Source organism: Pseudomonas pseudonitroreducens (assembly GCF_021603645.1).
Lineage (GTDB): Bacteria > Pseudomonadota > Gammaproteobacteria > Pseudomonadales > Pseudomonadaceae > Pseudomonas > Pseudomonas pseudonitroreducens.
This window is the reverse complement of the sequence record NZ_BQHJ01000002.1, coordinates 144,965-168,570: the sequence shown is the minus strand read 5'-3', so window position 1 is coordinate 168,570 and position 23,606 is coordinate 144,965. Positions and strand designations below refer to the sequence as shown.

29 protein-coding genes, 1 tRNA gene and 1 pseudogene are annotated in these 23,606 nt (G+C 66.0%); 12 read left to right on the top strand and 19 right to left on the bottom strand.

Annotated features, from left to right (window positions below):
* Positions 1-78: 78 nt before the first annotated feature.
* Positions 79-696 carry a DUF4124 domain-containing protein gene (locus L6D89_RS04980; RefSeq protein WP_236171395.1) on the top strand — a complete coding sequence of 206 codons (618 nt, stop codon included), beginning with the start codon at positions 79-81 and terminating at the stop codon, positions 694-696.
* A gap of 108 nt (positions 697-804) precedes the next feature.
* Here L6D89_RS04980 and L6D89_RS04975 read toward each other — a convergent pair whose 3' ends face one another.
* Positions 805-2,259, bottom strand: a complete 1,455-nt coding sequence (locus tag L6D89_RS04975) for an alpha/beta hydrolase (protein WP_236198957.1) — start codon at positions 2,257-2,259, stop codon at positions 805-807.
* Between the two features lie 64 nt (positions 2,260-2,323).
* The gene (locus L6D89_RS04970; RefSeq protein WP_236198956.1) at positions 2,324-2,794 is read right to left on the bottom strand and encodes a hypothetical protein; all 471 of its coding nucleotides are present in this window, start codon (positions 2,792-2,794) and stop codon (positions 2,324-2,326) included.
* A 246-nt stretch (positions 2,795-3,040) separates the two neighbouring features.
* Between L6D89_RS04970 and L6D89_RS04965 the strand changes: the two genes are divergently transcribed.
* Positions 3,041-3,136: transfer RNA gene (locus L6D89_RS04965), tRNA-Sec, on the top strand.
* Positions 3,137-3,213: 77 nt separating this feature from the next.
* Here L6D89_RS04965 and L6D89_RS04960 read toward each other — a convergent pair.
* From L6D89_RS04960 to L6D89_RS04950, 3 genes and pseudogenes are all read right to left on the bottom strand, one after another.
* Positions 3,214-3,549 (bottom strand): type II toxin-antitoxin system RelE/ParE family toxin, encoded by a 336-nt coding sequence (locus L6D89_RS04960; RefSeq protein ID WP_236198955.1) that lies wholly within the window; start codon positions 3,547-3,549, stop codon positions 3,214-3,216.
* Positions 3,546-3,782, bottom strand: coding sequence for a type II toxin-antitoxin system ParD family antitoxin (locus L6D89_RS04955; RefSeq protein WP_236198954.1), 237 nt, complete (start codon positions 3,780-3,782; stop codon positions 3,546-3,548). The genes L6D89_RS04960 and L6D89_RS04955 overlap by 4 nt, the downstream gene beginning before the upstream one ends.
* A 41-nt stretch (positions 3,783-3,823) precedes the next feature.
* Positions 3,824-4,399, bottom strand: a pseudogene (locus L6D89_RS04950) (tyrosine-type recombinase/integrase); the annotation flags it as partial.
* Positions 4,400-4,477: 78 nt separating this feature from the next.
* On the opposite strand from L6D89_RS04950, the gene L6D89_RS04945 reads away from it, so the two are divergent.
* Positions 4,478-5,035: a DUF4291 domain-containing protein gene (locus L6D89_RS04945; protein WP_236198953.1), complete on the top strand. Its 558-nt coding sequence runs from the start codon at positions 4,478-4,480 to the stop codon at positions 5,033-5,035.
* A gap of 4 nt (positions 5,036-5,039) precedes the next feature.
* On the opposite strand, the gene L6D89_RS04940 is transcribed toward L6D89_RS04945, so the two are convergent.
* The 12 genes from L6D89_RS04940 to L6D89_RS04885 form a co-directional block, all read right to left on the bottom strand.
* Entirely contained in the window at positions 5,040-5,246 is a 207-nt protein-coding gene (locus L6D89_RS04940; RefSeq protein ID WP_236198952.1) for a DUF6434 domain-containing protein, read from the bottom strand.
* An 83-nt stretch (positions 5,247-5,329) separates the two neighbouring features.
* Positions 5,330-5,533 carry a hypothetical protein gene (locus tag L6D89_RS04935; protein ID WP_236198951.1) on the bottom strand — a complete coding sequence of 68 codons (204 nt, stop codon included), beginning with the start codon at positions 5,531-5,533 and terminating at the stop codon, positions 5,330-5,332.
* A gap of 71 nt (positions 5,534-5,604) precedes the next feature.
* The gene (locus tag L6D89_RS04930; RefSeq protein WP_236198950.1) at positions 5,605-6,234 is read right to left on the bottom strand and encodes a GrpB family protein; all 630 of its coding nucleotides are present in this window, start codon (positions 6,232-6,234) and stop codon (positions 5,605-5,607) included.
* A gap of 97 nt (positions 6,235-6,331) precedes the next feature.
* The gene (locus tag L6D89_RS04925; RefSeq protein ID WP_236198949.1) at positions 6,332-7,015 is read right to left on the bottom strand and encodes a M15 family metallopeptidase; all 684 of its coding nucleotides are present in this window, start codon (positions 7,013-7,015) and stop codon (positions 6,332-6,334) included.
* Positions 7,012-7,494, bottom strand: coding sequence for a glycine cleavage system protein H (locus tag L6D89_RS04920; protein WP_373874931.1), 483 nt, complete (start codon positions 7,492-7,494; stop codon positions 7,012-7,014). Before L6D89_RS04920 ends, L6D89_RS04925 begins: the two co-directional genes overlap by 4 nt.
* On the bottom strand, positions 7,470-7,844 hold the full coding sequence (locus tag L6D89_RS04915; protein WP_236171404.1) for a DsrE family protein: 375 nt from the start codon (positions 7,842-7,844) through the stop codon (positions 7,470-7,472). Before L6D89_RS04915 ends, L6D89_RS04920 begins: the two co-directional genes overlap by 25 nt.
* A complete protein-coding gene (locus L6D89_RS04910; RefSeq protein WP_236199279.1) occupies positions 7,831-8,319 on the bottom strand; it encodes a GNAT family N-acetyltransferase in 489 nt (162 codons plus the stop codon). The genes L6D89_RS04915 and L6D89_RS04910 overlap by 14 nt, the downstream gene beginning before the upstream one ends.
* Before the next feature lie 32 nt (positions 8,320-8,351).
* Complete coding sequence (locus L6D89_RS04905) at positions 8,352-8,912, bottom strand: DUF4136 domain-containing protein (RefSeq protein ID WP_236171405.1); 561 nt, start codon at positions 8,910-8,912, stop codon at positions 8,352-8,354.
* Between the two features lie 123 nt (positions 8,913-9,035).
* Complete coding sequence (locus L6D89_RS04900) at positions 9,036-9,632, bottom strand: DUF4136 domain-containing protein (RefSeq protein ID WP_236171406.1); 597 nt, start codon at positions 9,630-9,632, stop codon at positions 9,036-9,038.
* Between the two features lie 53 nt (positions 9,633-9,685).
* Positions 9,686-10,456: a methyltransferase domain-containing protein gene (locus tag L6D89_RS04895; RefSeq protein ID WP_236198947.1), complete on the bottom strand. Its 771-nt coding sequence runs from the start codon at positions 10,454-10,456 to the stop codon at positions 9,686-9,688.
* On the bottom strand, positions 10,453-10,770 hold the full coding sequence (locus L6D89_RS04890; RefSeq protein WP_236198946.1) for a nucleotide pyrophosphohydrolase: 318 nt from the start codon (positions 10,768-10,770) through the stop codon (positions 10,453-10,455). The genes L6D89_RS04895 and L6D89_RS04890 overlap by 4 nt, the downstream gene beginning before the upstream one ends.
* Positions 10,771-10,816: 46 nt before the next feature.
* Positions 10,817-11,674 (bottom strand): MaoC family dehydratase, encoded by an 858-nt coding sequence (locus tag L6D89_RS04885; protein ID WP_236198945.1) that lies wholly within the window; start codon positions 11,672-11,674, stop codon positions 10,817-10,819.
* A gap of 205 nt (positions 11,675-11,879) precedes the next feature.
* Here L6D89_RS04885 and L6D89_RS04880 point away from each other — a divergent pair, with 205 nt between their 5' ends.
* Together L6D89_RS04880 and L6D89_RS04875 are read left to right on the top strand one after the other, a co-directional pair.
* Positions 11,880-12,887 (top strand): AraC family transcriptional regulator, encoded by a 1,008-nt coding sequence (locus L6D89_RS04880; protein ID WP_236171410.1) that lies wholly within the window; start codon positions 11,880-11,882, stop codon positions 12,885-12,887.
* A 64-nt stretch (positions 12,888-12,951) separates the two neighbouring features.
* Complete coding sequence (locus L6D89_RS04875; RefSeq protein ID WP_236198944.1) at positions 12,952-13,356, top strand: EF-hand domain-containing protein; 405 nt, start codon at positions 12,952-12,954, stop codon at positions 13,354-13,356.
* A gap of 459 nt (positions 13,357-13,815) precedes the next feature.
* Here L6D89_RS04875 and L6D89_RS04870 read toward each other — a convergent pair whose 3' ends face one another.
* Positions 13,816-15,171: a 3-oxoacyl-ACP reductase gene (locus L6D89_RS04870; RefSeq protein ID WP_236198943.1), complete on the bottom strand. Its 1,356-nt coding sequence runs from the start codon at positions 15,169-15,171 to the stop codon at positions 13,816-13,818.
* A gap of 168 nt (positions 15,172-15,339) precedes the next feature.
* Here L6D89_RS04870 and L6D89_RS04865 point away from each other — a divergent pair, with 168 nt between their 5' ends.
* Positions 15,340-16,617 (top strand): acetyl-CoA C-acetyltransferase, encoded by a 1,278-nt coding sequence (locus tag L6D89_RS04865; RefSeq protein ID WP_236198942.1) that lies wholly within the window; start codon positions 15,340-15,342, stop codon positions 16,615-16,617.
* A 357-nt stretch (positions 16,618-16,974) separates the two neighbouring features.
* Here the strand turns inward: L6D89_RS04865 and L6D89_RS04860 are convergent, their stop codons facing one another.
* A complete protein-coding gene (locus L6D89_RS04860) occupies positions 16,975-17,421 on the bottom strand; it encodes an Lrp/AsnC family transcriptional regulator (protein WP_236171414.1) in 447 nt (148 codons plus the stop codon).
* A gap of 178 nt (positions 17,422-17,599) precedes the next feature.
* Here L6D89_RS04860 and yedA point away from each other — a divergent pair, with 178 nt between their 5' ends.
* The 6 genes from yedA to tauD all read left to right on the top strand — a co-directional run bounded on the left by yedA (position 17,600) and on the right by tauD (position 23,445).
* The gene (gene yedA, locus L6D89_RS04855) at positions 17,600-18,487 is read left to right on the top strand and encodes a drug/metabolite exporter YedA (protein ID WP_236199278.1); all 888 of its coding nucleotides are present in this window, start codon (positions 17,600-17,602) and stop codon (positions 18,485-18,487) included.
* A 160-nt stretch (positions 18,488-18,647) separates the two neighbouring features.
* Positions 18,648-19,550 carry an acyl-CoA dehydrogenase family protein gene (locus tag L6D89_RS04850; RefSeq protein ID WP_236198941.1) on the top strand — a complete coding sequence of 301 codons (903 nt, stop codon included), beginning with the start codon at positions 18,648-18,650 and terminating at the stop codon, positions 19,548-19,550.
* 206 nt (positions 19,551-19,756) lie between these two features.
* A complete protein-coding gene (gene tauA, locus L6D89_RS04845) occupies positions 19,757-20,776 on the top strand; it encodes a taurine ABC transporter substrate-binding protein (protein WP_236198940.1) in 1,020 nt (339 codons plus the stop codon).
* A gap of 131 nt (positions 20,777-20,907) precedes the next feature.
* The gene (locus tag L6D89_RS04840; RefSeq protein ID WP_236198939.1) at positions 20,908-21,699 is read left to right on the top strand and encodes a taurine ABC transporter ATP-binding protein; all 792 of its coding nucleotides are present in this window, start codon (positions 20,908-20,910) and stop codon (positions 21,697-21,699) included.
* Entirely contained in the window at positions 21,689-22,507 is an 819-nt protein-coding gene (locus tag L6D89_RS04835) for an ABC transporter permease subunit (protein ID WP_236171417.1), read from the top strand. The genes L6D89_RS04840 and L6D89_RS04835 overlap by 11 nt, the downstream gene beginning before the upstream one ends.
* Positions 22,508-22,608: 101 nt before the next feature.
* Positions 22,609-23,445: a taurine dioxygenase gene (tauD, locus tag L6D89_RS04830; RefSeq protein ID WP_236198938.1), complete on the top strand. Its 837-nt coding sequence runs from the start codon at positions 22,609-22,611 to the stop codon at positions 23,443-23,445.
* Positions 23,446-23,606 lie beyond the last annotated feature (161 nt).

Here is a 23,606-nt window from a genome sequence, read left to right as displayed (position 1 = left end):
TGCACGCGCTCAGGTCAGAATGGCGGACCGATAGCGCTACTCGCGCTGACGGAGATCGTTTTCCCAGGGAGTCGGGTCATGCGGGGTCTCGCCGTTCTGCTGTGCTTTTGCTTCACCACCATCGGCCACGCCGCCACGCTGAACAAGTGTGACGATGGCCAGGGGCATCTCACCTTCACCCAGCAAGCGTGCGCGGACGGCACCGGTGGTGAGCGGATCAAGGTGCCGCCGGCAACCGAGGGCATGCGGATCGGCCCGCCGCCCGGATCGGAACCATCGAGGGCTGATGCAAGCGGCAACATCGGCGAGGTTGGCGCAGCGGTTCCGCCCTCGGCGCCTGTAACTGGCGCAGCAGCGGGCGTGCAGGATGGCTACTCGGTGGTCGGCGCCGATCCCGCATCGGCCTGTGGCCCCATGACCGAGAAGGAGATCCGCGCCGCCACTGTGCGCAAGCAGGTCCTTCCCGGAATGCAGGCGCGGGATGTGCAGAGCGCCTGGGGTTCTCCCAGCCGCAAGGCCGGTGGCCGCTGGATCTATCAGATCGATGACTGCATGGCCTGGTTCGTCAATCTCGACGGCAACGACTGCGTTACCGGCACCAGCAAGGGCGACAGCCCGGTTGGCCTGCGCTGCGACGATCTGAAGTGGCGGCAGCGCCAGGAGCGTGAGCACAACGCGGGTGGCTCGGCCCGCTAGTGCTGCGTGACTGCTGGCTGCGGCATCAGCAGAAACCACCATCCACGCGCGCCTCGAGCGCCCGGTTCATGGCCGTAGCGCATTGCTGCTGGCCGGGTGCGGCAGAGGCTAGTGCTGCGGCAGCACCTGGTCGACCCGTTGCACCAGATAAGCGTAGAACGGATTGGACGTCACCCGCTGGAACAGGTCCAGCCCGGCAATCAGCACGCCGCGCTCACCGCGCGGGGTGAGCGTGCCCAGGCGGATGCCGAAGTCTTCGCCGGCGTCCGGGTGCTGGCCGTAGAGTGCATCGTCGGGTGGGAAGGGCAGCGCCACGTGGGACAGGGAGAACAGCTCCGGCGGATAACTCGCCGCCAGCGCCTGGCGTTCCTGCTGCTGGCTGTGGGCTGGCGTGTGCAGGGCGGTGGCACGGCTGTCCTGCGGGCTGTTGGAAATCACCGTCAGGTCGTAGTTGCGCTCGCGCTCGGGCAGTAAACGGTCGCCGAGCGTGGCCATCTCCGGGCGCAGCAACGGGCCATAGTTCAGCGAGCGGTTGAGGTCGAAGATCACCAGCTCGCTGCCGTTGGCCGGCAGGCGCTCGTAGAGGTTGCTGATGACCGCGGGAGTACTGACGGTGCTGTCGGCGAGCGACTGGAAGGTGAGGATCGGCGGCAAGCGCGAGAGCTGGCCGCTGCGGCTGGCAGCATCCAGGCTGCGCTGCACGGCGTCCGTCAGCTCCACGGTCTGGCGCGCCGCGGCGATGGGAAAGGAGTTGTACTTGAAGGGGTTGAACTCCGGCAGCACGTTGAGCCACGCAGCCTTGGCGAAGGCCGGCAGCAGCGCCGGCAAGCCGGCAAGCCCGGCGAACTGGGCATACCGAGTGACGCCGATCATCGGTGAGATCAGCACCAGTTGCTTCGGCATCGCCAGGCTCGGGTCGGTCAGTGCATCCAGGCTGTACTTCATCGCCAGCGCGCCACCATTGGAGAAGCCCATCATCAATAGCGGCGCTCCCTTGGGCAGTTGCGCAGAAGCCTCGCGCACGGCGAGCCGGGTAGCGGCCATCCAGTCTTCCCAGTCCGCATGGGTGAGCCCTGCCGGTACTGTGCCGTGCCCCGGCATGCGGATGGCTATCACCACAAAGCCCTGTTGCCGCAGGTGCTCACCCAGGTGGCGCAGGCTGTAGGGCGAGTCGGTCAGCCCGTGCAACAACACTGCGGCGCCACGCACGACCCCGTTGGGGCGCGCCTCGTAGGAACGATTCCAGTCCGTGGCAAAGCGACCGGGATAAACCGCGCTCTGGTCGAAGTAGCGGTTGTAGGCCACGCGCTCGAAGGGTTGCAGGCTGGCCGTCATTTCCTCGCGCATGGTTTGCATCAGCCGGTCTTCGGCAGCCAGGTAGCCGGCCCAGTCCAGGCGATCGATCACGTCGCTGTGCAGGTCGTCCGGCACCCAGGTGTGCCAGGGCTCGAGTGCGGGGATGTTGCGCAGCGCGGCGACCCGCAGCCCGAGCGCCAGGACGGCGATGGCGAGGATGACAACGACCATCCACAGCAGAGCCCTGGTGAGTTTCGCGTTCAGCATGGAATTCCCTTGTCAGCGTGCGGGACAAGCATAATCCGCTGGCGCGACAAAGTTCGCCTGTGGATCAGATTGCCGAGACTGCCTCGACATACGCCGGGCTGCCGACGCCCACCTGGGCCCAGACGGGGCGCGTCTCGTGGCCCTGGCGATCGTACTGCTCATCGGCGTCCCACAACGTGATGATCTGCCCGGGGAACAGGTATTCGCTGTCGTTGAATTCGTGCGGGCCGGAGCCGTCGGCCGAGGCGATCAGCGAGAACAACTCCCCGGCCGGCAGCGAAAACACATCCACCCCCCGGTAGCGGGCAAGGTATTGCTCGCTCTGGGACAGGCCGATGAACCAGACGTGCCCCTGCTCGTTGCACTCGATCTGGATTGCTGCCTGGCAGAAATAGTCTGTCGTCCCGTTGGACGACTCCAGCGGGAAGCCGACAGCGGCCAAGGCGTCGCGCGCGAGGGAGCGCAGATCGCCGAGGCAGACCGGGCCAATGCCCTGGCGTGGGGAAATCTCGAGGATGGGTAGAGTTGGCTTCATGCCGTGCAGCTCCCTGAGGTACTGCTAGCGAGGGTAGAGCACAGGCTGGCAATTTGCCGTATTTTTCTGGCAAATAAGTGGCGATTTGATTCTATTTAGCCATGGCTTTGTGCTGGACAATCGGAAAGCGCTTCTGCGATTTGCTCAACGCTGCGGCATCGCTGCGCTGGCATCCGCCATGGCAACAGTGGCAACATCCTGGCTCCCGCATCTGCCGCCACGCACGCGTAGCCGGCTTCTGACCAGGGAAGGCAATCACGCCCGGTGGCGTGGCCGGGCTTCAAACCCGGTGGGGGACGGCAGCCGTTCCTGGGTGAGTTCGACTCTCACTGCCTTCCGCCAATTCCCTTGTCTACAGCCCTTATGGCTCTAGGCTTCCGGCTCAGCCCCGGAAGGCGCTTCGAAGTGTCGAAGCACGTTCAGTGCGTTTCGCTCTCGCCAGCCTGCATCCAGGATGGAATGTCATTCATGCCGTGCAGCACGCGCCACACGTCGATGTGATCGTCGCGCTCGACATAGAACACCAGGTAGGGATAGCGCTTGAGCGGCCAGCAATGCAGCCCCGGCAAATCCAGCTCATGGGCGTAGCGGGATGAACCGCTGGCGGGGTGACGGGCTATATGGGCGTATGCCTTTTCCAGGGCGTCGACAAACCCCATAGCAGCCTGTTCGGCGTCTTCACTCAGGTAGTAATCGACAGCCGCTTCAACGTCCTGATTGGCGAGTACGCGTGGAATGACGGGCTTCGCCTTCATCCCCGAGCCTTACGCACCCGCGTGCGAAGCGATTCGAAGTACTCGCTGTCGGCAGGTGCCGCAGGCATCGACTCTGCCCCGGCGATCAGCAGACCCCGCAGACGCTGACGATCCTGATCCTTGCGAATCAGCTCGCGCACGTATTCGCTGCTGGTGCCGTAACCACGCTGGCTGACCTGCTCATCGACGAAGCTCTTGAGCGTATCCGGCAGGGAAATGTTCATCGTGCTCATGGGACCAGTCTCTCTGGAATGGCAAAATTTGCCAAAGCATACTAGCACTCGTGATTCTCCCCGGCATCGAGCAGGTGACGAAAGTCCCTGATCGGCCCCAGCGTCAGCACGTCCAGCAGGTGATCCGGCGCAAGGTGCGCGTAGCGTATGGTCATGTTCAGCGAGGCGTGGCCGAGCACCCGTTGCAGCGTCAGGATGTTCCCGCCGTTCATCATGTAGTGGCTCGCGAAGGTGTGGCGCAGCACGTGGGTTTTCTGACCCGGTGGCAGCTTCACGCCTGACATCTTCACCGCGTAGTCGAAGCTGTCGCGGCAGTTGGAGAACAGCCCGTGTTTCTGGAAGTGATCGTGGATTCCTAGTTCCAGCTCGGGCGAAATCGGCACCGAGCGGCGGCGCTTGGACTTGGTGTTGATGAAGTGCACGGCACCGGCTTTGACCCGTTCGGGAACCAGCCCTTGCGCTTCACCCCAGCGGCATCCCGTAGCCAGGCAGATCATCGCGATCATTTCCACATGCGGGGTCCGGCTGTGGTGGCGGAGCGAGAGGAATACCTTGGCGATGTCGGCCTTCGACAGGAACGACAGCTCGCGCTCCTGAAGCTTCAGTGGGCGGACTCTCACTGCCTTCCGCCAATTCCCTGTTGCGGTAACGAATCACCGCGATCCCCTCGGACGAACCAGGAACCTGTGGCCAGCATGGAAGCTCATTGCCAGATTCGCGCGGTGTATGACGACAAGGTGATTCGTGTATACCAGGCCTATTCGGATGTCATCGCTGACAGCGCATTGGCCAATGGTCGCGTCGTATCCCCGCCCTTCAAAATGGAGCGGATGACGTGGGTAAAACCGTCGTTTCTATGGATGATGTACCGCGCCGGGTGGGGCTACAAAGAGCCCGGGAAAAGCAGAATCCTGGCCATCGATATCAGCCGCGACGGATTTGAGTGGGCCTTGGCAAACAGTTGCCCGAGCCGTGCCGAGACACCCATGAGCCAGGACGAGTGGGAGACGCTGAAGCACGCATCGCCTGTACGCGTTCAGTGGGACCCGGAGCGTGACCTCGATCTGCAGCCGCTGCCGTACCGTGCCATTCAGATCGGTCTCAGCCGCGAAGCCGTGCAGCGCTATGTGCACGAGTGGATATGCAACGTCACTGACGTTACGCCGCTGGCTCATGAAATCTGTCGCCTGGTGCAACAGCGCCGGCTCGACGAGGCCCGCGCCGCCTTGCCGGTCGAGCGGGTTTATCGCTGAGGCGTCATTGCTTCCGCCTTAACCACTCATCCACCACCGCCCCCATGTCTGTGGGTGCGCCGCTGCGAATCCAGGCCATGAAGGCGCGATCGAAATGGAAGCCGTCGCCGCAATGTTGGGTCATGAAGCGGCGGACGTTCTGGGTGTTGCGGTAGTGGGCATCCAGCGGGGTCTGCCGGGTGATCGGGTCGCTGTGCCAGTCGAAGGCCATGGCATCCATTCCTTTGGCTTGGGGATGCGCCCGTTATAGCGCAATCGGCAGCCGCTGGCGCGGTCTGCCGAGGGGTTGCGGTATCACTGGTCCCACATCATCCGCTGTTGCTGCGCCGAGTAATCATCGCTCTGCAGGCGTACGCGGGTGGGCTGGCGTTCGAGGTTGTCTTCGCCGAAGGATTCGCGCACAGGCGATTCGATGGCGCTGAAGTGACTGAAGTGCGGGGAGTCGGCGCAGCCGACCAGGGTGAAGCAGGCGAAGGTGACCACGGAGAGCTTGAGCATGGGACTTCCTCCTGAGGGGAGCCCCGAGCTTCGGCTGGGCGGATTAACGGCTGATTAACACGTGGTGTTCTTCAGCGGCTGTCCGGCCCCTGGATTTCTCCGCCGTGCGGCTCAGGGCTTTCGTGGCAGTGCCGTTGCGGCGACGGGTTGAGCGCGCGCCCGAGTATCTGCGCGACGACTTCGTCCTTGCCTTCGGTGTAGGCGTCGCGGTCGGTGGGGAAGCGCTGCGCCAGTTGGTGCTTGACCCGGGCATAGAGCCTGGCGTCTTCGGGATGGCCGCGCAGCCAGTCACGAAACAGCAGGCGGCGCGAGGCTTCGCCCAGGTCCATGACGTGGACGTGGTGGCTGCGCCCGCTGCCCAGCGGCGGCATGCCTTTGACGAAGAACATCCGGCTGGTGTCGGGGTTTTCCGCCCAGAACTGGTAGCCCAGCCTCTGCAGCGGCTCGATCAGGGCGTGCGGGTCGCTGCCCGGTGGCGGCAGCAGGAGGATGTCGATGATCGGCTTGGCGTCCAGCCCCGGCACGGCAGTACTGCCGATGTGCTCGATGCCCAGGCCGGGCAGGCTGGCGGCCTGGGCGATGGCCGCGGCCTCTTCGCTGAAGCGCTGCGGCCAGCGGGGATCGGCAGCGACGACTTCGATGCGGTCCTCTTCGGCGTTGCTCCAGCGCTGGCCATCGAACTCGGGGACTTGCGGGGGCATGTGGCGACTCCTGGGGCGTGGGCGGTGTGGGCGAGGGTTGGAGAATTCCTGGGTTCGGAGAGTTCCGCAGGATTCCCCAGGGAGCGCCCGATGGGCCTCACTGCACCGGGAAGTCGAAGTAGGTCTTCGGGTACGGCTCGGCCTTCAGGGTGTAGTGCCACCATTCCGCGCCATAGGGCTCGAAGCCGTGCCGCAGCATGGCCTGGCGCAGGGTTTCGCGGTTGCGCGTCTGCTGCACGTTGACCAATGCCGTGCCGTGATGGGAGATGGGCCCGAAGAAATCGAACGGGCTGCCCATGTCCACTTCTTTCCCGGTTGTCGAGTCCACCAGTGTGAGATCGACGGTGCTGCCGCGCGAGTGCCCGGAATGCTTGGCGATGTAGCCGTCGCGGAACAGCGCGGGCTTGTCCAGGTCGGGGTAGTAGCGGGCTTTCTGCCGGGTGTCCTGCGGGTCGGCGGCCCAGCGGCGGAATTCATCCACCGCGCGCTGCGGGCGATAGCCATCGAAAATCTTCAGGGCCAGACCGCTCAGCGCGACGTCCTGCTCCACCGCGGCCAACGCCACGGCGGCTTCGCGGGTGAGGATGATTCGCGCTGTCCGGTAACCGTCGATGGGTTCTCCGACGAAGTTGTCGGTGCCGGCGTAGCGCACGTCATAGTGTGCGGACTTCAGTACCTGGTCGAGATAGACGAAGCCGTCCCGAGGCAGTTGTTCGGCGTACAGCGGCGTGCTGGCGAGCAGGCAGAGCAGGAACGCCTGGCACCAGCCCGCCTGCCTCATGGGCGCAGGGCCTGGACCCCGTCGTCGTCGGGGTCGAAGTTGTCCAGTTGCATGCGCCGGGCGAAGGCGTCCAGCGCGGCATCTCCCTGCAGGAACCGGCCGCGGGCAGCGGCCCAGTCGTCGGGTTTGAGGCGCACCATCCAGCCTTCGCCGTAGCAGTCCTGGTTGATCAGGCCGGGGCGGCGCACCACGGCTTCGTTACTGGCGAGTACGCTGGCATCCAGTGGGCTGCGTGCCGAGGAGGCAGCCTTGGCGAATTCCACCACGCCGAAACTGCGGTCACAGTCGATGTGCCAGCCATCGCGCTTGGGGGTGAAGGCGAAGATCTGCCCGTAGACCGCGCAGCCGTAAGCGGTCAGCCCGAGGGTCACGGCGCCGCCTTCTTCCTCGCGCAGCCAGAGGTTGTAGTCGGGCGCGTAGAGCAGGTCGTCGGGGAACTCCAGGCCGTGCAGCTTCACAGCGTCAGCACCCGGTCGTATTCGAGGATCATGCGCGCCAGCTCGCCGCCGCTGGCGATTTCGTCGACCTCTTCGATCAGCCGGCTTTCGTCGATGGCGATGCCCGGTGCGCGGCACATCAAAAGGCGCGCGCCGGCTTCCTTGGCCTGCTGGATGAAATGAGCGATGGGCTCGCCACCTTCGGCGGCGCAGAGGTGGTCGGCGATATCCTGGAAGGCCAGGCGTGTGCCTTCGCCGCTGAGGAACAGGGTGACCTGAGCATCCATGCAGGCCAGCAGTGTGGCGGTGTAGAAGGGCGCGGCGCAACGCGCCGGGGTGCTCGGGCCGCTGCTGACGATGATCAGCACACGCTGGGGCTCAGGCGTGGACAAGGGCTTTCTCCAGTTGGACCAGGGCGATACGCCGGCCCTGCGGATCGGCGCGTTCGACGATGCCCTGCGGCTTGTAGCCCAGGCGCGCGTAGAGCAGCAGGCCGGCGGCGTTGGCGTTGAAGCAGGACACTTTCATGACCTGCGCCTTGTACTGGTCTCGCGCGAGATTCTCCATGACCTCGATCAGGTACTGCGCCACGCCATGCCGCCGCGCCCAGGGCGCAACCATCATGTTGCCCAGCGCGCAGAACTCGCTGGGTTGCCACTGGTAGAAGTTGGCGAAGCCGGCAAGACGGCCATCGAGCAGTGCCACCGTACTTCCGCGCCGCTCGGCCATGGCGGCGGCGAGCTGGCCGATGGTCAGCGGCCAGCTCGCCTTGGGGTAGCAGTAGAAGAGTTCGTCGGCGTCCTGGGGAAAGCCCACCACCTCATCGAGGTCGGCGGCGAGGGCGGGGCGATGTTGCAGGGCAGGCAGGTTCACGCGTTCTCCCGTTTCTGGCTACGACATCAGTGCGGCGGGTACTGGGCGATGACTTTCTGCACCGTCTCGCGGATCGCCGCTTCGCGCTCGGCGGGTGTCGGCGGGCTGCTGCGCATGATCTGCTCGCCGCTGCCTCGCCAGACCAGCTTGCCGTCCTTGCCGTCGAACATGTCGACCTGGATGGTGGCGACCTTGTAGGTCACGGTGCGGCTCTCGGCCATCGGTGGCGGGCCCCAGTAGCCACCCCAGTAACCGCCCCAGTAGCCGCCGGTGTAGGTGGTGACCTGGTCCTGGCGCTGGTCGACGATCAGGTAGGCGCGGATTTTCACATCGCCCGGGTTGCCGTCCTGGGCCTTGCGCAGGCCGCGCTGGTCGAACTGGTCGGCGACGGCGTCGCTGATGCGTTGCTCGGTAAGGTCGCTCTTGATGCGCGGGTCGTCCGGGCGGTATTCGAAGGCCGGTTGTGCCCAGCTCCAGGTCTGGTAGCGGGCGAAGTCGCGCGAAGTGTCATAGTCACGGCTGACGCTGGTGGTTTCGCAGGCAGCGAGGCCGAGCATCAGGCCTAAGAGCAGCAAACGGCGGATCATGGTTGGATTACTCCTGACAGAGCTTTCATCCAAGCGCAGAGTCCGCGCAAAGGCAAGCGCCAGCAGGGGCGCGCAGGGTCACAGGAGATGTCTGCCCGGCAACATTTGCGGCCAGCCCGCGGGTCAGCCCGGTGGGTAGCCGTCCATGGCCTTGCGCGCGGCTTCGCGGAGTGCGCGGGCCTGCTCGCTCTGGTTGCCGCCGTCTTCGTACTCGGCGCTGCCACTCCATATCTGCTGGTGGTCGCGGGCATCGAACAGGCTGATGCGCACCACGCTGACGGTGACCACGTAGGTGCGGGTGACCGGGTAGGAGGCGCCATAGCCGCCGTACCATGGGTCGTTCCAGCGACCGTAACCACCGTAGTAGCCGCCGTTGTAGTAATCGGTGGTCTGGCGCGTGCGCTGCTCGCTGGACAGTTGTGCGCTGACGCTCAGGTCTGCTGGCGCATTCTCGCGCGCCGGGCGCAGGCCGCGCTGGTCAAGCGCCTCGCTGACGGCGTCCTGCAAGGGGCCGCCGAAGCCGCTGGCGTTGGCCCAGCTCCACGAACGGTAGCGGCCGTAATCCAGCGGGGGCGCCGGGTAGCTGCCGGGGTCGAGGCCCGGGTTGGCCGCCTGCGCAGGGGCAGCTGGCATCGGCAGCGAGGTCGCGGTGTACGGGTTCTGGCTCTGGCAGGCAGCCAGCGCGGCGAGCAGTGGCAGGATCAACAGGTAACGCGGCATGACGGACTCCCGCACGCTCACTTCAATTGGCGTGCGCTGGCAAGACTATGCACCTAATCCTGCGGTCGGCACAGCCAGTGCAGGTAGCGGCCGAGCCCGGCGAAGGCAGGGTGTCGACGGTATTGCAGTTCCATCTCCACCAGATCCAGCGGCTCGGCCTTGTGCTGGAACTCGACCGGCATGTAGTCATGGAAGACCCGCACGCCGCTGCGTGCCTCGATGTGCCAGTGGCCGGCCATGGCTGCTTCCAGTACGCGCGGGTCGAGCGGTTCCTGTGGTGTCAGGCTCTGCCCCTCGCCGGAGAAGCGGTTCTTGCGCAGTTTGCGGAAGTGGCCCTTGAGCAGGTTGCGGTAGATCAGCGCGTCGCGGTTGTAGAAGGCCAGCGACAGCCAGCCATCGGCCCGCGTCAGCTGATGCAGCACAGGGAGAATCGCCAGCGGCTCGGCCAGCCACTCCAGCACGGCGTGGCAGATCACCAGGTCATAGGGTTCGTTGAGTTGGCCGAGCAGGTCCTGCCAGGGCGCCTCGATGAAGGTGGCTTGCAGGCCGGCTTCGTCGAAACGCTGGCGCGCGCCCTCGAGCATCGGCGCGGCGGGTTCCGCCAGGGTGACCTGGTGCCCGCGTCCGGCCAGCCACAGCGACATGTGGCCCAGCCCGGCGCCGATATCCAGCACCCGCAGCGGGCGGTTGGGCAGGGCTTCGGCAAGGTCGGCCTGGAGCACGGCGAGGCGGATGGCACCCTTGGCGCCGCCGTAGATCTTCTCGGCGAAGCGCGTGGCCAGCTCGTCGAAGTGACGGTCGCCAGTCTTCGGGGATTCGCTCACTTTGCGCCCCCTTCGATGAAGCGCCGTTCGCTGTCGGCCAGCTTGGCGAGCACCGCCTGGTTCATGTCGATGCCCAGCTCGGCGCACATCAGCAGGAGGTAGAGGACGATGTCACCGACTTCCTGGCCGGCATGGGCGAGCTTCTCCGGCGGCAGCTGGCGTGATTCGTCTTCGCGCAGCCACTGGAAGATTTCCACCAGCTCGGCCATTTCCACGCTGGCGCCCATGGCCAGGTTCTTCGGGCTGTGGAAGCGACTCCAGTGGTTATGGTCGCGGATGGCGTGCAGGCGCGCGGTGATGGCTTCGAGGTTCATGCAGATGGGGCTCCAACGTGAGCCCCATAGCTTCAAGCCTGGCGCGTCAAACGTCCAGCGGGCTCCAGCTGCCGGCCATGTGCGGCAGGTCGTCCTTGCCGCGCAGGCTGAATTGCCCGGAGGGCGCAGGCGCGCTGGCCAGCAGGTTGACCTGGGACGGCAGCAGGACCGGCTTCTGGAAGCGCACGTCGACCCGATAACCGGCCATCGGCAGGCGTTCGCCCAGCGCAGCCAGGCTGCGCGCCTTGTTCCACAGGCCGTGGGCGATGGCGCGGGGGAAGCCGAACAGCCTGGCGCTGGCAGCGGACAGGTGGATCGGGTTGTAGTCGCCGGCCACGCGGGCGTAGCGCCGGCCGATGTCCGCCGGGCAATTCCAGGCGTCGATCTGCTCCAGCGGCAGCTCGGCCACTTCCTCGCGGGCTGGCGGCGTGCCGTCCAGGCGCATGCCGCGGAGCAGGATGCGGCTGTCGCCTTCCCAGAGCAGGCCGAGCTGGTCGTGCAACTGGGTAATGATGCTGAAGGTCACGCCCTTCTCGTGGGGTTGCAGGTCATCCACCCGCACGCTGACGTTGAACGGTCCCAGCCCGCCGAGAGGGCGTAACACGCTGATACGGTTTTCCAGGTGCACCAGGCCGAGCAGAGGGAAGGGGAAGCGCGCGTCGGTCAGCAGGCCCATCTGCAGCCCGAAGGCGAGGATGTGCGGGTAGGTGGGCGGCAGCAGGTGGTTGTCGCTGAAGCCACAGACCTTGCGATAGCGCTCCAGGTGCTTCGGATCGACCGTAATCGGGCAGCGCAGGCCGCGTGTCGGCAGGCTGCGGCCGCGCACGCCGCGGCGCACGGCGGCGCGGGCGAACAGGCCGGTGAGGGCGGGTGGGGCGGACAGGTCAAGCCAATCGCGGGGCATCGGGTATCTCCTGAGGGGCATTCATTCAGCTTAGCCGCCGCTCAGGCGCGGGCATTGGCCGTGGCAACGCGGCGCGCGGCAGGCAAGTCAATGTGACCGTCAGATTGCTCGGATATTTCCCTCAACCTGCTTCCTGATTCTCTTGAGGGCCGATAGGAAAGCTGCCTAAGATGGGGCCGCCTCATGGATAACTAGAAAAAACACCATGCGTGATCTGACCGACGATGTGGCGCTGATGCGCCCGGTGATCGACGCCCTGCGCGCCAGCGGTAGCGATCCTGACCGCGTGCTGGCTCGCGTCGGCCTGCCCGCCGGCAGCCTGCCTGCCGGACGATTCCCCCACAGCGCACAGAACCTGTTCTGGAAGGCTGCCGCCGAAGAGTGCGGTGAAGAGCATGTCGGCCTCTACCTGGCCGGCCATTTGCCCGCGTTCCACGGCCTGCTGCTGGAATACCTGTTCCTCTCCAGCGCCACCTTCGGTGAGGGCCTGCGCCATGCCCTGCGCTACGTGCGCCTGCTCTCCGATACCCTCAATGCCCGCCTGGAAGTAGAGGGCGAGAAGGCCGTGCTGCTGCTCGGCCATACCGCCGGTACCAACCGACACTTCCCCGAGATGCTCGCCGGAGCGGTGGTGCGGCTGTTCCATGCGCTCACCGAAGGCGACTTCAAGCCCCACGAAGTGCAGTTGATGCACGAGGAGGGCGCCCCCGCCGATCGTTACCGGCAGGTCTACGGCTGCCCCGCGGTGCTGGGTGCCGATCGCTATGCCCTGGTGTTCGCCGCTGATGTCCTGGACAAGCCCTCGCGCCACGCTGCGCCGGAGCTGCTGCGCATGCACGAATCCCTGGCGCGGCGGCAACTGGCGGAAGTGGAGCGGCTGGACCTGGTGCGCAAGGTGCGCGAGCTGATCGGCGTGCTGCTGGTGGATGGTGGTGCGACTCTCGAACAGGTTGCCGCCCGTCTCGACATGCCGGCTCGCCGCCTGCGCGAGCGCCTGGCCATGGCCGGCGTGCGCTTCAACGACCTGGTCACCGACTACCGCTGCCGCCTGGCCAAGGAGTTGCTGCTCAAGACCGACGAGCGCATCGAGGTGATTGTCGAACGCACCGGCTTCTCCGAGCCGAGCACCTTCTACCGCGCCTTCAAGCGCTGGGTCGGCGAGACCCCCGTGGAGTTCCGCCGGCGCGGCCGCCCGCAACCGCCGGTGGAGTGATCGAACCCTTTCGAGCCCGCCCCTGGATAGGCTTTGCCGGTCAATTCCCGCCAAGGTACACCCGATGCAAAGCCGAATCTGCCAAGCCCTCCTGCTGCCTGCCGTCCTGTTGTTGTCCGCACCCTGCGCCTTCGCTGGGGAAATGGGCGAGACGGCGTTCTCCCGTCTGGACCGCGATGGCAGCGGCTTCATCGAGGCCGAAGACCTGTCCGCCATGCGCGTGCGCATGTTCCACCGGCTGGACCGCAATCAGGACGGCTTGCTGACCCGCGAGGAAGTGACGCCGCCGAATCCCAGCGTGAACGTCGCGCCCAATGCCATCGCCTGGCCGGACCAGGACGGTGACGGCAAGGTCAGCCAGGCGGAGTTCATGACCCAGGAACCGGCGTTGATCGTGCGTGCGGACCGCAATGGCGACCACCGGGTGAGCGCGGAGGAGTTCCGCGAGCTGGTGGCGGCGCGAAGCTGATCGATCAACGCTGCCGTTGGCCGGCCTGGAGGCCGGACCAAGAGCATTGCCCGCTCCTGCGGGGAAGACAGGGGAGAGAGGCTTCGCGCAGGGCGAATAACGCGCCAGCGTTATCCGCCATGAAGGAGCCGGCGGATAACCTGTTCCAGGTTATGCGTCCTACGGCGCTGGAGGCCGGACCAAGAGCATTGCGCGCTCCTGCGGGGGAGACAGGGGAGAGAGGCTTCGCGTAGGGCGAATAACGCGCCAGCGTTATCCGCCATGAAGGAGCCGGCGGATAACCTGTTCCAGGTTATGCGCCCTACAACGCTGATCCTTAACGCTGATCTTTTAGGAGCGGCGCAGGGGAATTCCAGTTCGTAGGATGGGTGGAGTCCAAGCGATACCCATGCTGTCGCAGGGATTGATGGGTATCGCTGCGCTCCACGCCATCCTACGGGTGGGGTCAATTGGAGCGGATCAGGCGCCCAGCAGGCTCTGCCCGCAGACCCGCAGCACCTGGCCGCTCACTGCGCCAGAACCCGGCTGGGCGAACCAGGCCACGGCTTCGGCGACGTCCTGCGGCAGGCCGCCCTGGCCCATGGAATTCATCCGTCGACCGGCTTCGCGGATGGTCAGCGGGATGGCGGCGGTCATCTGGGTCTCGATGAAGCCCGGCGCCACCGCGTTGATGCTGATGCCCTTCTTGCCCAGCGCCGGCGCCCAGGCCTGCGCCAGACCGATCAGGCCGGCCTTGCTCACCGCGTAGTTGGTCTGGCCCATGTTGCCGGCGATGCCGCTGATGGAGGCGAGCAGCACAACGCGGCCATCGTCATGCAGCTTGTTCGCGTCCAGCAGGGCCTGGGTCAGCACCTGCGGGGCTTTCAGGTTCACCTCGATCACCGAGTTCCAGAACGCTTCGCTCATCTTGGCGACAGTCTTGTCGCGGGTGATGCCGGCGTTGTGCACGACGATGTCGACGCCCTCGGGCAGCGCCGCTACCAGTTGTGCGCCGGCATCCGCCGCGCAGATATCCAGCGCCACGCCACGTCCCCCCAGGCGCGCGGCGAGGGCGTCGAGGGCTTCCTTGGCTGGCGGTACGTCCAGCAGCACCACCTCGGCGCCGTCACGGGCGAGGGTCTCGGCAATCGCCGCGCCAATGCCACGGGCGGCGCCGGTCACCAGCGCGCGCTTGCCCACCAGCGGGCGGCTCCAGTCCTGCACCTGCTTGTCGTAGGCGGACAGACGCACCACCTGCCCGGACACATAGGCACTCTTGGGCGAGAGGAAGAAGCGCAGCGCGCCTTCAAGCTGGTCCTCGGCGCCCTTGCCGACATACACCAGTTGCACGTTGCCACCGCGGCGGATTTCCTTGCCGAGGGAGCGGCTGAAGCCTTCCAGGCTGCGCTGGACGCTAGCGGCGATGGGGTCTTTGATCGACTCTGGCGCGCGGCCGAGGATCACCACGTGCGGGCACTTGTCCAGGCCCTTGAGCGCGCCCTGGAAGAAGGTGCGCAGCTCGATGGTCTGCTCGAAGCGGGTCAGGCCGCTGGCGTCGAAGACGATGGCCTTGAGCTTCGGGCCGTGCTCGGCGGTCCAGCGCGGCAGGCCGTACTGGCCATCGCTGAAGGCGAAGATCGAATCGGTCAGGCGCTCGGCGAACGGCAGCACGGCCTCGTTCAGGTTGCCCTCGCCACCGAGCAGCAACGCGCCGTCCACCGGCCGCGTGCGCCCGGCGCTCCAGCGCTCCAGGCGGACCGGAGCGGGCAGGCCGAGGGCGCCGACCAGGCGGCGGCCGACGTTGGAGTTGGCGAAGGCAATGTAGCGATCGGTCATGGAACGGGCTCCTGAACGGATTCTCTAAAGTGCTGACCACTCTACGCAGGCAGGGGTTCGACGCAATTGACCGCGCTGACCTGCGCAACGGCGGGGCGGCCAATGCGACACAAGCGGCTAAGGTTAGCCTTGACCGCACTTCAACGCTCACCCTTGTAGGAGCTCTGCATGACCCAATTGCGCCGGGTCGCCATTGTCGGCGGCAACCGTATTCCCTTCGCCCGCTCCAATACCGTGTATGCCACGGCGAGCAACCAGGAGATGCTGACCTCCGCGCTGGACGGCCTGATCGAGCGCTATAAGCTGCATGGCGAGCGCCTGGGCGAGGTAGTTGCCGGCGCGGTACTCAAGCATTCCCGCGACTTCAACCTGACCCGCGAATGCGTGCTGGGCACGCGCCTGGCGCCGGAAACCCCGGCCTATGACATCCAGCAGGCCTGCGGCACCGGCCTGGAAGCAGCGATCCTCGTGGCCAACAAGATCGCCCTCGGGCAGATCGACTGCGGCATCGCCGGCGGCGTCGACACCACCTCCGACGCGCCCATCGGCGTCAACGAAGGGCTGCGCAAGATTCTCCTGGAGGCCAATCGCGGCAAGTCCAACGGCGAGAAGATCAAAAGCCTGCTGAAGATTCGCCCGCGTCACCTGATGCCGCACATTCCGAAGAACGGCGAGCCGCGCACCGGGCTGTCGATGGGCGAACACTGCGAGCTGATGGCGCAGACCTGGGCCATCCCCCGCGACGAGCAGGACAAGCTGGCCTACGAGAGCCATCACAAGCTGGCTGCCGCCTACGACGAGGGCTGGCAGAACGATCTGCTGACACCGTTCCGCGGCCTGGTGCGCGACCAGAACCTGCGCCCGGACATCAACCTGGAGAAGATCGGCACCCTCAAGCCGGTATTCGAGAAGGGCCCGCGCGGCACCCTGACGGCCGCCAACTCGACACCGCTGACCGATGGCGCCTCGGTGGTGCTGCTGGCCAGCGAGGAGTGGGCGAAGGCGCACGGCTTGCCGATCCTGGCGTATTTCAGGGACGGCGAGGCGGCCGCGGTGGATTTCGTCGGCGGCCACGAAGGGCTGCTGATGGCGCCGGTCTACGCAGTGCCGCGCCTGCTGGCGCGCAACGGTCTGACCCTGCAGGACTTCGACTTCTACGAAATCCACGAAGCCTTCGCTGCCCAGGTGCTGTGCACTCTCAAGGCCTGGGAGGACGCGGACTACTGCAAGGAACGCCTGGGGCTGGACGCGCCGCTGGGTTCCATCGACCGCAGCAAGCTCAACGTGAAGGGCAGTTCGCTGGCAGCCGGCCATCCGTTCGCTGCTACGGGCGGGCGCATTGTCGCCAACCTGGCTAAGCTGCTGGACGCCGCCGGAAAAGGCCGCGGACTGATCTCGATCTGCGCTGCGGGCGGCCAAGGTGTGACCGCGATCATCGAACGGTAATCCAATACAACGGGACGGCCCTCTTCGCCGGCCCACGATGTAGCAACTCCGTGACTTCAGGCGGCACCGCGCAAGCGGCGCCGCCTTTTTTTATCCTACGAAGAGCTGAGCGTAGGGCGCATTACCTGGAACAGGTTATCCGCCGATAGGGGAGTGGCGGATAACGCTGGCGCGTTATGCGCCCTACGAAACTGCGAGGGGCTGTAGGAGCGAGCTTGCTCGCGAACACCGGTTACGTCTAAGTTCGGGCTGTTCGCGAGCAAGCTCGCTCCTACAGAAGGCCGGCGGGCGGAGTCTCGTCAGGTCGCTGCCGTAGGAGAGATTCTTTCCCCTGCAATTCCCTTCTAGAAACCCACCTCAACCACCCTGCAACATTGCCGGATGGATGCGCCGTGCGAATGGCGTGGACAGTACCAGCGAGGTCTTGCTGGTGCCGAACTGGGCGAGGCGGTCGATCAGCTCCTCCAGCTCCTGGGTGCAGCTGACCGCCACCTTGAGCATCACGCAGGCTTCGCCGGTGATGCGGTAGCAGTCGATGATCTGCGGGATGTCCAGCAGCGGGTCGAGCATGGTCTTGCTGCGGTGGTCGTTCAGCCGCATCTCGATCAGGCACTGGATCGAACGGCCGATCTTCGACAGGTCTACGCTGGCGTGGTAGCCGGTAATCACCCCTTCGGCTTCCAGGCGCGCCACGCGGTCGGCCACGGCGGGAGGGGACAGGTTGATACGCCGGGCCAGTTCGGCGAAGGACAGGCGGCCGTCTTCCAGCAGGGCGGCGAGCAGGGCGCGGTCGTATTTGTCCATCAGTCTTGCCTCGGCATTCTGGTTAAAACAGATTCAACGGAAAAGAGCCGGAAAATCCATCGATTGAAAAGTGTTACGCCAGTATTGGCGTTGTCTGTGCCTTATCCGTGGGGTGGCGCCTGCATAAAATGAATCGCCCCACCCGCCTTGTCGAGCCCCTTTCATGACCACCCTGCCCATGCCCAGAGCCCGCGTTTCATTGACCCTGATCGCCGCTTTCTTCGCCCTTTATTTCATCTGGGGTTCGACCTACCTGGTGATCCGCATTGGCGTCGAGTCCTGGCCGCCGATGCTGATGGCCGGCTGCCGTTTCATCATCGCCGGGGCGATCCTGTTCGCCTGGATGCTCTGGCGCGGGGCGCCATTGCCGACCTTCAGGCAGTGCTTGTCGGCAGGCGCCATCGGCATCCTGCTGCTCAGCTGCGGCAATGGCGGGGTGACGGTGGCCGAGCACTGGGGCGTGGCTTCGGGTGTGGCGGCGCTGGCGGTGGCGACCGTGCCGCTGTTTACCCTGGTGTTCGGGCGCTTCTTCGGCAACCGCACCAATGCGCTGGAATGGGCCGGCATTGCCCTGGGCCTGTTCGGCATCGTGCTGCTCAACCTCGGCTCGAACCTGCAGGGCAGCCCGGCGGGTGCAGCGCTGATTATCTTTGCGGCGGCTACCTGGGCCTTCGGTTCGGTGTGGAGCCGGCGTCTGGACCTGCCCGGCGGTGCCATGGCCAGCGCGGTGGAGATGCTGGTCGGCGGCGGCGTGCTGCTGCTGGGCAGTTTGCTGAGCGGCGAGCGCCTGGAACAGATGCCAACGGCTGCCGGCTGGGGTGCGCTGGCCTACCTGGTGGTGTTCGGTTCGATCATCGCCTTCAGCGCCTACATGTATCTGCTGGCCAACGTGCGCCCGGCGGCGGCGACCAGCTACGCCTACGTCAACCCGGCGGTGGCGGTGATGCTCGGCGTAGTCTTCGCCGGCGAGCATATCGGCCTGGCAGAGTCCCTGGCGATGGCGGTGATCATCAGCGCCGTGGTGCTGATCGGCCTGCCGCAGTGGCGGCGCAAGGAAGCCGTCTGACTCGCGGCATGAGCTAAGCCCGAAAGGTTATTTCGCGCGCATCGCGCGGTTCGCTAGGGTATGTAACGGCCTCCATTCGGAGGCCGTTGTTCTTTCCTTTCAGTACACCCGCGCGCCATACGCCCAGGCCACTGATCCACCCCTTCGAGCCGAGGTGTGCATGAGCCTGGTGGTGCCGCTTTCCACTTATTCCCAACTCCCTCCCACCCAGCGCTGGAGCGACGCCCTGCGCGCATCCAGCCTGCTGGCCCTGTCCGTGCCGCGCGAGTACGGCGGGCGCGGCGCCGGCTGGGAAGAGGTGCTGCAGACCCTGCGCGATCTCTCCGAGTGCGACGGCACGCTGGCGCGGCTGTTTGCCCTGCATCACCTGCAATTGGCCAGCGTGTTGCTGCTGGGCAGCGTCGAGCAGCGCGAACGCCTGCTGCCGCTCAGCGTGGAACGCGAATGGCTGTGGGGCGAGGCGGTGGATCACCAGGAAAACCGCCTGCTGGCGCGCGAGCATCGGCGCGGCGGCTTTCTGTTGCAGGGTGGGCGCCACGACTGCTTCGGCGCCGAGGCGGTGGACTGGTTGCTGATCTCGGCGCGTCACGCGCCGAGCGAGGGTTTGCTGATCGCCGCACTGCCGGCCGATCGCAGCGGGCTGGACCGCTTCGAGCCCAACGGCGGCGGCCTGCTGCATTGCCACGAAGTGCGCCTGCATCCCGAAGACATCCTGTTGCCGCCAGGTCTGCCGTGGACGCCCCGTGCGCAACTGCGCGGCAGCCTTGCCGCTTTGCTGCAGGCCAATATCGCCCTGGGCCTAGCCGTGCAGACCTTCGAAAACCTGCCGCCGCGGACGGCGGCGGGGGAGTTGCAGCGGCTGCTGGCGCTGGGGCTGCGGCTGTCCGAACAGTCGGCAGTGGCCTTCGAGTCAGCCCAGGCGGCGGGCAATGGCCTGAGCTTCAGCCGTAGCGCGGCGCTGGCAACCCTGGTCGCGGAAACCGCTGCAGTGGCACAACAGGCGGTACAAGTCGGCTTGCGCCAGGAGGGCACCCGCGCCCGGGTGCACGCTGGCGCCACCTGAGGCGCCGTGGCACGGGGGCTGTAGCCGAATCGAGGCAAGCGCTGGCGCTCATAAGTTAAGAACTAAAAATTATTTATTCGAAGTTTTTTATATCGGTAACCTAGCTCTACCGGACCGCCGGACACCTGTTGCAAACCATCGAATCCCGTCCCGTGGTCCGTCCCCTCTGTGAGGCCGGCACCGCCGTCATCTTCAGAGGAAATACCATGAACAAACCTCGTTTCGTACGCCGTGCCCTGGCCGGCGTCGCTGTTGCGGCTGTCCTGTCCTTCCAGAGTGCCGCGTTCGCCGACATCGTCCTGGGCTACCAGACCGGCATCGACCCGACCAAGGTTCCGCAGGCCGATGGCACCTATGAAAAGGTCATCGGCGAGAAGCTCGACTGGCGCCGCTTCAACAGCGGGCCGGAAGTGGTCGCCGCGATTGCCTCGGGTGACGTGCAGCTGGGCAACCTCGGCTCCAGCCCGCTGGCCGCCGCTACCTCGCGCGGCCTGCCGATCGTCGCCTTCATCGTCTCCGCGCAGATCAATGCCGCCGAGGCGCTGGTCGTGCGCAACGGCAGCAAGATCGAGAAGCCCGAAGACCTGGTCGGCAAGACCATCGCCACCCCCTTCGTGTCGACCTCGCACTACAGCCTGCTGGGCGCGCTCAAGCACTGGAACATCGACCCCAGCAAGGTGAAGATCGTCAACCTCAACCCCACCGAGATCGCCGCCGCCTGGCGTCGTGGTGACATCGATGGCGCCTTCGTCTGGTCGCCCGCCCTGGGCGAGATCAAGAAATCCGGCAAGGTGCTGACCGACGCCGCCGAAGTCGGCCAGTGGGGCGCACCGACCTTCGAGGTCTGGGTAGCACGCAAGGACTTCGCCGAGAAGCACCCGGAAGTCATCGCCAAGTTCGCCCGCGTGAGCCTGGATTCCTTCGCCGACTACAACGCCCACAAGGCCCAGTGGACCGCCGATTCCGAGCAGGTGAAAAAGATTGCCAAGCTGACCGGCGCCGATCCGAAGGACGTGCCCGAACTGTTGGCCGGCTCCGCCTTCCCCGAATCCCAGGCGCAGCTGTCGTCCGCACTGCTGGGCGGTGGCACCGCCAAGGACATCGCCGGTACCGCAGCCTTCCTGAAAGAGCAGAAGCGCGTGCCCTCGGTGCTCAAGGACTACTCGCCCTACGTCAGCGCGGAATACGTGCGCCAGGCGGAGAGCGTGCAGGTCGGCCAGCGCTGATCATTTGCTCTTCGTAGGAGCGAGCTTGCTCGCGAACACCGGCTGGCACTGAAGCTCGGGCCGGTTCGCGAGCAAGCTCGCTCCTACAGAAAAGCTTCACGTATTTCTTCTCACCCTACGGAGGGCAGAACATGAGCCGTCTGACGGCCGAGGCGGTCAGCCTCACTTTCCAGCAGCGCGGACGCGAGCGCGTCGTGTTGCAGGACCTCACTCTCAGCCTGGCCAAGGGCGAATCCCTGGTGGTGCTCGGCCCGTCCGGCTGCGGCAAATCCAGCCTGCTCAACGTGCTGGCAGGCTTCCAGGCGCCGGACAGCGGCCGCGTGCAGATCGATGGGCGGACCCTCGAAGGCCCTGGCGGCGAGCGTGGCGTAGTGTTTCAGGACGACGCGCTGATGCCCTGGCTCAATGCCCTGGACAACGTGGCCCTGGGCTTGCGCATTCGCGGCGTCGGCGCTGCCGAGCGCAATGCCCGTGCCCATGAAGTGCTCAAGCTGGTAGGCCTGGGCGAGCACGCGGACTACCGCATCTCGCAACTTTCCGGTGGCCAGCGGCAGCGCCTGGGCCTCGCCCGTGCATTGGCGGTGGAACCGGATTTCCTGCTGCTCGACGAACCCTTCGGCGCCCTCGACGCGCTGACGCGCGAGCGCATGCAGGTGCTGACCCTGGACCTGTGGCGCAAGACCGGCAAGGGCCTGTTCCTGATCACCCACAGCGTCGATGAAGCGCTGTTCCTCGCCACCGACCTGGTGGTGATGGACGGTCCGCCGGCGCGCATCGTCAAGCGCCTGTCACTGGCCTTCGCCCGCCGCTACGCCGCTGGCGAGCCGGTGCGCAGCATCAAGTCCGACCCGGAATTCGCGCGTCTGCGCCAACTCCTGCTGGATGAGTTTCTGGAAGAACCGGAGGCCGAGCATGCCCACTGATACCCTCGCCGCCAAACTCCCCGCCGCCGCGCCGAAAGCCCGTAGCGTACCGGGTGATTACCGCCGCTGGGCCGCCGCCGGCAGCGTTGTCGGGGTTTTCCTGCTCTGGTGGCTGGCCACGCACCTGGGCTGGGTCGACACCCTGTTCCTGCCTGCCCCGGAACAACTGGTGGAAGCCCTCCAGCGTGTACTGGCCGAAGGTTACGTCGACGCCTCGCTGTGGCAACACGTCGGCACCAGCCTGCTGCGGGTGCTGCTGGCGCTGGGCGCCGCGGTGCTCACGGCGATTCCGCTGGGCATCCTGATGGGGCTCAACCCGCTGGTCAGCGCCGCGTTCGATCCGCTGGTGGAGTTCTACCGGCCGATCCCACCGCTGGCCTACCTGCCGCTGATCGTCATCTGGTTCGGCATCGGCGAGCTGTCCAAGGTACTGCTGATCTACCTCGCGCTGTTTGCGCCGTTGCTGATCGCCACTGCCGCCGGCGTGCGCCGCGTGGACAAGTCGCGCATCCAGGCCGTGCGCTGCCTGGGCGCCAGCCGCCTGCAGGTGGTGCGCCACGTGATCCTGCCCAGCGCGCTGCCGGAGGTCCTCACCGGCCTGCGCATCGCCCTGGGCGTGGGCTGGTCGACCCTGGTCGCCGCCGAGCTGATCGCCGCCAACCGCGGCCTGGGCTTCATGGTGCAGTCCGCCGCGCAGTTCCTCGCCACCGATGTGGTGGTGCTGGGCATCCTGCTGATCGCCGCCATCGCGCTGAGCTTCGAGCTGGGGCTGCGCTGGCTGCAGAAGCGTTTCGCCTCCTGGGAATAACCGCTTTCTTCTTCACGAACACTGATCCGACGCCCTCGCCACGCAGGCGAGGGTAGGGGAGAGCCCGGCTCTTCCCGTGAACCTCACGAGAGAACACGAACATGACCAGCCTGACCATCGAACCCCTCAGCCCGGCCCTGGGCGCCGTCGTGTCCGGCGTGCGCCTGGCCGATCCGCTGGACGACGCGGCGCAACGCCAGATCGAGCAGGCCCTGCTCGATCACCAGGTGCTGTTCTTCCGCGACCAGCCGCTGACGCCGACGCAGCAGGCGAACTTCGCTGCGCGCTTCGGTGACCTGCACATCCACCCGATCTACCCCAGCTCGCCGGAGCAGCGCGAAGTCATCGTCCTCGACACCGCCGTCACCGACGTGCGCGACAACGCCATCTGGCACACCGACGTGACTTTCCTGGAGACCCCGGCGCTGGGCGCCGTGCTGGCCGCCAAGCAACTGCCGCCCTACGGTGGCGACACCCTCTGGGCCAGCGGCATCGCGGCGTTCGAGGCACTGTCGAAGCCACTGCAGCAGTTGCTCGACGGCCTCACCGCGACCCACGACATCAGCAAGTCCTTCCCCCAGGAGCGCTTCGGTGCCACCGACGCGGACCTCGCGCGGCTGGAGGAGGCGCGGCGGAAAAACCCGCCGCGTAGCCACCCGGTGATCCGCACGCACCCGGTCACCGGGCGCAAGGCGCTGTTCGTCAGCGACGGCTTCACCACTCGCATCAACGAGCTGGAACCGGCGGAAAGCCGCGCCATCCTCGACCTGCTGTTCGCCCACTTCGCGCGTCCGGAGTTCACCGTGCGCTGGCGCTGGAAGGAAAACGACGTGGCCTTCTGGGACAACCGTGTGACCCAGCACTACGCGGTGGATGATTACCGCCCGCAGCGGCGGGTGATGCACCGCGCGACCATTCTGGGGGACAAGCCGTTCTGAGTTCGCCACACGGAATTGGCGGTTTGATTTGTAGGAGCGAGCTTGCTCGCGAACCGCATAACTCCGGAGTCATCCTGGAATCCGTTCGCGAGCAAGCTCGCTCCTACAGACGGCGCGGCGACTCGGAAATTACCGTCATCCCCGTGACTTGCGGCAACAAA

Bases quoted from the DNA above. Each gene is read 5' to 3' on its own strand.
- L6D89_RS04970 (WP_236198956.1), bottom strand. From the start codon at position 2,794: ATGAAGCCAACTCTACCCATCCTCGAGATTTCCCCACGCCAGGGCATT.
- L6D89_RS04870 (WP_236198943.1), bottom strand. From the start codon at position 15,171: ATGACCGATCGCTACATTGCCTTCGCCAACTCCAACGTCGGCCGCCGC.
- L6D89_RS04940 (WP_236198952.1), bottom strand. From the start codon at position 5,246: ATGGCCTTCGACTGGCACAGCGACCCGATCACCCGGCAGACCCCGCTG.
- L6D89_RS04900 (WP_236171406.1), bottom strand. From the start codon at position 9,632: ATGCCGCGTTACCTGTTGATCCTGCCACTGCTCGCCGCGCTGGCTGCC.
- L6D89_RS04960 (WP_236198955.1), bottom strand. From the start codon at position 3,549: ATGAAGGCGAAGCCCGTCATTCCACGCGTACTCGCCAATCAGGACGTT.
- L6D89_RS04975 (WP_236198957.1), bottom strand. From the start codon at position 2,259: ATGCTGAACGCGAAACTCACCAGGGCTCTGCTGTGGATGGTCGTTGTC.
- L6D89_RS04935 (WP_236198951.1), bottom strand. From the start codon at position 5,533: ATGCTCAAGCTCTCCGTGGTCACCTTCGCCTGCTTCACCCTGGTCGGC.
- L6D89_RS04860 (WP_236171414.1), bottom strand. From the start codon at position 17,421: ATGGACAAATACGACCGCGCCCTGCTCGCCGCCCTGCTGGAAGACGGC.
- yedA (WP_236199278.1), top strand. From the start codon at position 17,600: ATGCCCAGAGCCCGCGTTTCATTGACCCTGATCGCCGCTTTCTTCGCC.
- L6D89_RS04835 (WP_236171417.1), top strand. From the start codon at position 21,689: ATGCCCACTGATACCCTCGCCGCCAAACTCCCCGCCGCCGCGCCGAAA.
- L6D89_RS04955 (WP_236198954.1), bottom strand. From the start codon at position 3,782: ATGAGCACGATGAACATTTCCCTGCCGGATACGCTCAAGAGCTTCGTC.
- L6D89_RS04885 (WP_236198945.1), bottom strand. From the start codon at position 11,674: ATGCCCCGCGATTGGCTTGACCTGTCCGCCCCACCCGCCCTCACCGGC.
- L6D89_RS04930 (WP_236198950.1), bottom strand. From the start codon at position 6,234: ATGCCCCCGCAAGTCCCCGAGTTCGATGGCCAGCGCTGGAGCAACGCC.
- L6D89_RS04925 (WP_236198949.1), bottom strand. From the start codon at position 7,015: ATGAGGCAGGCGGGCTGGTGCCAGGCGTTCCTGCTCTGCCTGCTCGCC.
- L6D89_RS04945 (WP_236198953.1), top strand. From the start codon at position 4,478: ATGGAAGCTCATTGCCAGATTCGCGCGGTGTATGACGACAAGGTGATT.
- L6D89_RS04880 (WP_236171410.1), top strand. From the start codon at position 11,880: ATGCGTGATCTGACCGACGATGTGGCGCTGATGCGCCCGGTGATCGAC.
- L6D89_RS04980 (WP_236171395.1), top strand. From the start codon at position 79: ATGCGGGGTCTCGCCGTTCTGCTGTGCTTTTGCTTCACCACCATCGGC.
- L6D89_RS04890 (WP_236198946.1), bottom strand. From the start codon at position 10,770: ATGAACCTCGAAGCCATCACCGCGCGCCTGCACGCCATCCGCGACCAT.
- L6D89_RS04840 (WP_236198939.1), top strand. From the start codon at position 20,908: ATGAGCCGTCTGACGGCCGAGGCGGTCAGCCTCACTTTCCAGCAGCGC.
- tauA (WP_236198940.1), top strand. From the start codon at position 19,757: ATGAACAAACCTCGTTTCGTACGCCGTGCCCTGGCCGGCGTCGCTGTT.
- L6D89_RS04905 (WP_236171405.1), bottom strand. From the start codon at position 8,912: ATGATCCGCCGTTTGCTGCTCTTAGGCCTGATGCTCGGCCTCGCTGCC.
- L6D89_RS04865 (WP_236198942.1), top strand. From the start codon at position 15,340: ATGACCCAATTGCGCCGGGTCGCCATTGTCGGCGGCAACCGTATTCCC.
- L6D89_RS04850 (WP_236198941.1), top strand. From the start codon at position 18,648: ATGAGCCTGGTGGTGCCGCTTTCCACTTATTCCCAACTCCCTCCCACC.
- L6D89_RS04875 (WP_236198944.1), top strand. From the start codon at position 12,952: ATGCAAAGCCGAATCTGCCAAGCCCTCCTGCTGCCTGCCGTCCTGTTG.
- tauD (WP_236198938.1), top strand. From the start codon at position 22,609: ATGACCAGCCTGACCATCGAACCCCTCAGCCCGGCCCTGGGCGCCGTC.